The 4,479-nt window shown below is 68.9% G+C and carries 6 protein-coding genes; 1 reads left to right on the forward strand and 5 read right to left on the reverse strand.

Going from position 1 to position 4,479, the window contains the following annotated elements; translation table 11 throughout:
• The 5 genes from Q0480_RS05480 to Q0480_RS05500 all read right to left on the reverse strand — a co-directional run.
• The coding region (locus Q0480_RS05480; protein WP_366940822.1) for a VOC family protein at window positions 1–518 on the reverse strand (518 nt) is incomplete at its 3' end.
• Complete coding sequence (locus Q0480_RS05485; protein WP_299131368.1) at window positions 515–955, reverse strand: VOC family protein; 441 nt, start codon at window positions 953–955, stop codon at window positions 515–517. The genes Q0480_RS05480 and Q0480_RS05485, both read right to left, overlap by 4 nt.
• A 35-nt stretch (window positions 956–990) precedes the next feature.
• Complete coding sequence (locus Q0480_RS05490) at window positions 991–1,689, reverse strand: glutathione S-transferase family protein (protein ID WP_299131369.1); 699 nt, start codon at window positions 1,687–1,689, stop codon at window positions 991–993.
• Window positions 1,690–1,732: 43 nt separating this feature from the next.
• Window positions 1,733–2,398, reverse strand: coding sequence for a glutathione S-transferase family protein (locus Q0480_RS05495; RefSeq protein ID WP_299131370.1), 666 nt, complete (start codon window positions 2,396–2,398; stop codon window positions 1,733–1,735).
• A complete protein-coding gene (locus Q0480_RS05500) occupies window positions 2,395–3,030 on the reverse strand; it encodes a TetR/AcrR family transcriptional regulator (RefSeq protein ID WP_299131371.1) in 636 nt (211 codons plus the stop codon). Before Q0480_RS05500 ends, Q0480_RS05495 begins: the two co-directional genes overlap by 4 nt.
• A 551-nt stretch (window positions 3,031–3,581) precedes the next feature.
• Between Q0480_RS05500 and Q0480_RS05505 the strand changes: the two genes are divergently transcribed.
• Window positions 3,582–4,479, forward strand: an 898-nt coding sequence (locus tag Q0480_RS05505; protein WP_299131372.1) for a hypothetical protein, incomplete at its 3' end; no start/stop codon positions are given.

Here is a 4,479-nt window from a genome sequence, read left to right on the forward strand (position 1 = left end):
GCTCTTCGCTGAACCTGCTTCGCTTCAAATCCGGTCCCTTTCCTGTGATCCGGATTCCAGCAGCCCGTGGAGGAGAAACAAGGGGTCACGTCAATGGCGGCGAAGGCGCGCTTCGCCGCGTCCTTGTCGGAGGACGTCGTCAGCTCGAGAAGCCGACGCGGTGTGATCTGCCAGGAAAAGCCCCAGCGGTCCTTGCACCAGCCGCAGGCGCTCTCGGCTCCCCCGTTGCCGACGACCGCGTTCCAGTATCGGTCGGTCTCCTCCTGGTCTTCGGTGACGACCATGAAGCTCACCGCCTCGTTGGCCTTGAAGTTCGGCCCGCCGTTCAGCCCGACGAAGCGCCGGCTGAGGACGGTGAACTCTACGGTCAGCTCGACTCCCTCCCGTCCGCCCGGGAAGTCGTCGGGAGCGGCATTCCCGCGCCCGACCGCGCTGTTGGGAAAGGTCGCGGCGTAGAACTCCGCAGCCTTGCGCGCTTCGCCATGGTCGAACCACAGGCAGGTGACGAGGTCGGTCATGCTGTGACCCCTTCGGCGCGAGCCTTGTTGCCTTCGAAGTTCAGCATCCAGGGCGTGCCGTAGGCATCGGTGAACATCGCGAAGCGTTCGGCCCAGAAGGTCTCGCCGGGCGCCATTTTGTCCGCCGCCACTTCCGCCGGCGCCAGTGCGGCATGGATGCGGTCGAACTCGGCGCGGGACTTCGGCGCGAGCGAGATGCGGAAGCCCTGCGGCTTGGAGAAATACTCCTCCGGGGCGTCGGAGGCCATGATCGTGGCTGAACCGAGCCGGAGGCTCATGTTCATGACCATGTCGTCGCCGCCCGGCATCCGGCTCTCGGCATCCGGTGCGTCGCCATTGCGGAAGACGCCGAGGATCTCGCCGCCGAGAACCTCGGCATAGCAGGTCATCGCCTCGAGGCAGTTGCCTCGGAAGAAGAGGTAGATGGTCGGTTCCATGGGTGTCCTCCCTGAAGGCTGGTTCGGGTCGTCGCTCAGCTCGCCGCCGGCTCCGCGAACATCGCGGGATCCCAGCCCATGTCACGCGGACCATGGGCGGCGATGTCGCGGCACTGGTCGGCGACCGCCTTGCGGAAGGCGGGTCGTTCGAGGCAGCGCGCGCGGTAGACGGCGAGGTTCGGGGTGTCGGCGAGCAGGTCGGCATGTTCGGCGACGCGCAGTACCGAGGCGAGCATCAGATCGGCGGCCGTGAAGTCGTCCCCCACGAGCCAGCGGCGGTCGCCGAGCGCCGCGGCGACTTTGCCAAGCCGCTCCTTCGCCGCGGCGATCGCGCCCGGACGGCGCAGGGTCTTCAGCGTCTCGTCCTCGGTGAAGAAGTCGACCTCGGCAACGGCGGACAGGTAGGGCTCGACCGAGTTCAGCGCCGCGACCACCCAAGCCCGGACCTGCGATTGCGCATCACGATCCGCCGGCCAGAGATTGCCCGAGCGCTCGGCGAGGTCGAGAACGATCGCGCCGGTCTCGAACAGCGTCGGGCGCCCGGTCTCGCGCAGCACCGGCACTTGGCCGAAGGGCTGCTCGGCGAGATAGGCGTCGCTCGCCTGCACGTTCGGGTCGATCAACTCGACCGCATAGTTCCAGCCGATCTCGTTCAGCATCCACCGGACGCGATGGTCGCGCACCTGCCCCGCCGCGAAGGGCGGCACCCACTTGAAAGCGGTCACCGTGATCATGGTCGTCTCCCCCTGGTCGGTTCTCGTGGTGTTGGCGAAACCTTCATCCCGGCGTCGCCCCGGCGCAGGCGTCGAAGAAGGCGCGCTGCGCGGCGAAGGAGCGGGCGAACGCCGGACGGGCCTCGCCGCGGGCGACGTAGCGCGGAAGGTTAGGGAATTCCTCCAGCAGGCCAGAGCCGGCGAGCCGGCGCAGCACGTCGACCATCATCAGGTCGCCGGCGCTGAACGCCCCATCGAGCCAGTCCGCATCGCCCAGCCGGCGCGAGAGATCGCCGAGCCTGCCGCGGATACGCTCCTCGACGGCCTTCAGACGCGGCGCGGCCCAAGACGCGTCGCCCTCCAGATACTCGGCGGCCTCGCGGTCGAGGATCGGCGGCTCCACCGTGCTGAGCGCCGCGAACATCCACGAGAGCGCCTGCGCCCGGGCGGCCGCGTCCGCTGGCAGCAGTCCCGCGTGCCGGCTGGCGACGTGCAGCACGATCGCGCCGGTCTCGAACAGGGTGACGGCGCCGTCCTCGAAGGTCGGAATCTGCCCGAACGGATGCAGCGCCCGGTGCGCGGGTGCCTTCATCGCGGCGAAAGACACCGGCCGGACATAGTACGGCTGGCCTACCTCCTCCAGCGCCCAGCGGACCCGCATGTCGCGCGCCATACCCTGACCGCCGTCCGGCGAGTGCTCGAAGGCGGTGATGGTCGGCAGTCCGGTCATGCTCCCGTCCCTTCCTGACGCCCGAACAGCAGCCGCACATAGCGCGCCAGATGATCGACGCTGTCGCGCGCGACCTCGGCGTCGCCCGTCGCCTTGGCGAGGATGAAGGCCCCCTGCAGCACGGCCTGGCTGTGGATGGCGAGGCTCGCCGCCGTCCAGTCACCCGCCATGCCATGCGCCGCCATCGCCGCCGCGATGTCCGGTTCGATCGTCGCCGCATGGGCGAAGATGCTCGCGGCGCAGGCGTCGCGGATCGCCGGATGCGAGGCGTAGACCTCCTGCGCCATGGTTCCGACGAGGCAGGTGAATTCGGCGAGGTCCCCGTCGATGATCGTCCTGCGGAACGCGATGTAGCCGAGCACGCGGTCGAGCGGGTCGGCATGGTCGTGGTAGGGTGCCGCGGCGAAGAAGGCGGAGGTCGTCTCCGCCCAGAAGGCCGCCGCGGCGACCCCGAGCGCCTCCTTGCTCTCGAAGTGATGGAAGAAGGCCCCCTTGGTCACGCCCGCGGCCCTGCAGAGATCGTCGACCGTCGTTGCCGCGAAGCCTCGGGTCCGGATGACGTCTCGCGCAGCCTCGAGGAGCCTCGCTCGGGCTTCGCCGCGTTGCAGAATCTGACCGCCTGGCTCACGCATCACGTAACATACCGACCAGTTGGTATTTTTGTCAACCAAACCTCGTTCACTGTACGATCGACGCCCGGACCGTCCCAGCGCACGCGAAGCCTGCCTCGGCGCCGCCGCCTACAATCATCAAGCCGGTCCTGGGCGACGAGCCCGCCTGCCTACTGTCGGTCGAGACAGGCGAAACCAGCTGATGGCACGCGACGGCGAGGCTCCCCGGGTCAGCCCTTGACCGGGCGTCCGACAGCCCTGCGCCCAACTGAATGTCGGCTTACAGGATTGCTCTTGGTCCGGTTGCAGATGGGCGAACGACCACTTTCCGCCCTCCTCGTCCGCGCGTGCCAGCGCGGGCGCTCGCTTCGGATGCCCAGGAGGGGCCAATCTATCTGCTGAGGGCGAGCCTCCGGCGACTGTTCAGCATCTTTTGACCCGGCCGCGAATACACGTCCTGCGGCAGGTTGGAGGGTGCGATGAGCGGAAAGCAGAGGTCTCGGGTATACGGCGCCTCGGCGAGGGTAGCCGATGGCGCCAGACCCGGCACGGCCGAAGCGCCGGCCGGTTCGATGCTGGACCTCTACACCCTCTCCGACCCCGACGATAGCAGCGCTGCGGACAGGTTCGCGCCGCTCGACCCCCATGTCATCAGGACGGCGCTGGCGCTGCTGACGCAGATCGTCGGCCTGCCGCTCGCCGCGATCGATCTCGCGCCGCCGCGCCTGTCGATGGCCTTCCCGAAGGGCCAGATGCCGGACGCTGCCCGTGCCGTGCTCGGGGCGCAGATGCCGCGCTATCATGCCTGGCGGCGGATACTCCTCGACGCCCAGATGCTCGCGACGCGGAAGCCCGTCGACGACGATGCCTGGGACGGCCTTTGTCGCGTAACGCGGCTGACCATAGGCGCAAACGCCGCAAACGCCATCGGGGTTGCGGCACGCTACTTCCCCGGAGAACCTCCCCAGAGTCTCACGCGTCCTCGCGCCGTCGTGGTGGAGGCCGGACTTTCGCGGCAGAAGGGATCCAGTTTCCGGCGGGCCATCAAGCTGATCGCCGATCTCCACGGGCATGAACTCGCGGTCGCCACCGGGCTGCTGCCGCCGATCTTCGAGCCGCTGCCGCCGAGGCCAAGGTTCCAGGACCACCTCCCGCTGCCTGCGAGCCTCGCCGCAACCGCGGCGAGGTCCTCGATCGCCGAGGGGATGTCCCTGGCGTATCTCTGGACCGTCGCGGTCCGCGCCGGCGAACTCTGCGCGGATGCGGACCCGGCGATCGCCGAGGTCCTCGGCGGCGGCCGCTGGAACCGCCTCTGCTCGATCGACCCGAACCTTTACGGCATCGCGCTGACCCGCGAGAGCTGGAACCTGTACCTGCACCGGGCGCGGCGTCTTCTGGCCGCCGCCGGCGCGCCGGATCCCCGCGTCGGCACGGTCGACGATTCCTGGGCAGCTCTGGCGAAGCTCGCGC

It is taken from the genome of uncultured Amaricoccus sp. (assembly GCF_937891315.1).
Classification (GTDB): Bacteria; Pseudomonadota; Alphaproteobacteria; order Rhodobacterales; family Rhodobacteraceae; genus Amaricoccus.

Coding starts and splice junctions, on each gene's coding strand:
- Q0480_RS05485 (WP_299131368.1), bottom strand. CDS start 955: ATGGAACCGACCATCTACCTCTTCTTCCGAGGCAACTGCCTCGAGGCG.
- Q0480_RS05500 (WP_299131371.1), bottom strand. CDS start 3,030: ATGCGTGAGCCAGGCGGTCAGATTCTGCAACGCGGCGAAGCCCGAGCG.
- Q0480_RS05495 (WP_299131370.1), bottom strand. CDS start 2,398: ATGACCGGACTGCCGACCATCACCGCCTTCGAGCACTCGCCGGACGGC.
- Q0480_RS05490 (WP_299131369.1), bottom strand. CDS start 1,689: ATGATCACGGTGACCGCTTTCAAGTGGGTGCCGCCCTTCGCGGCGGGG.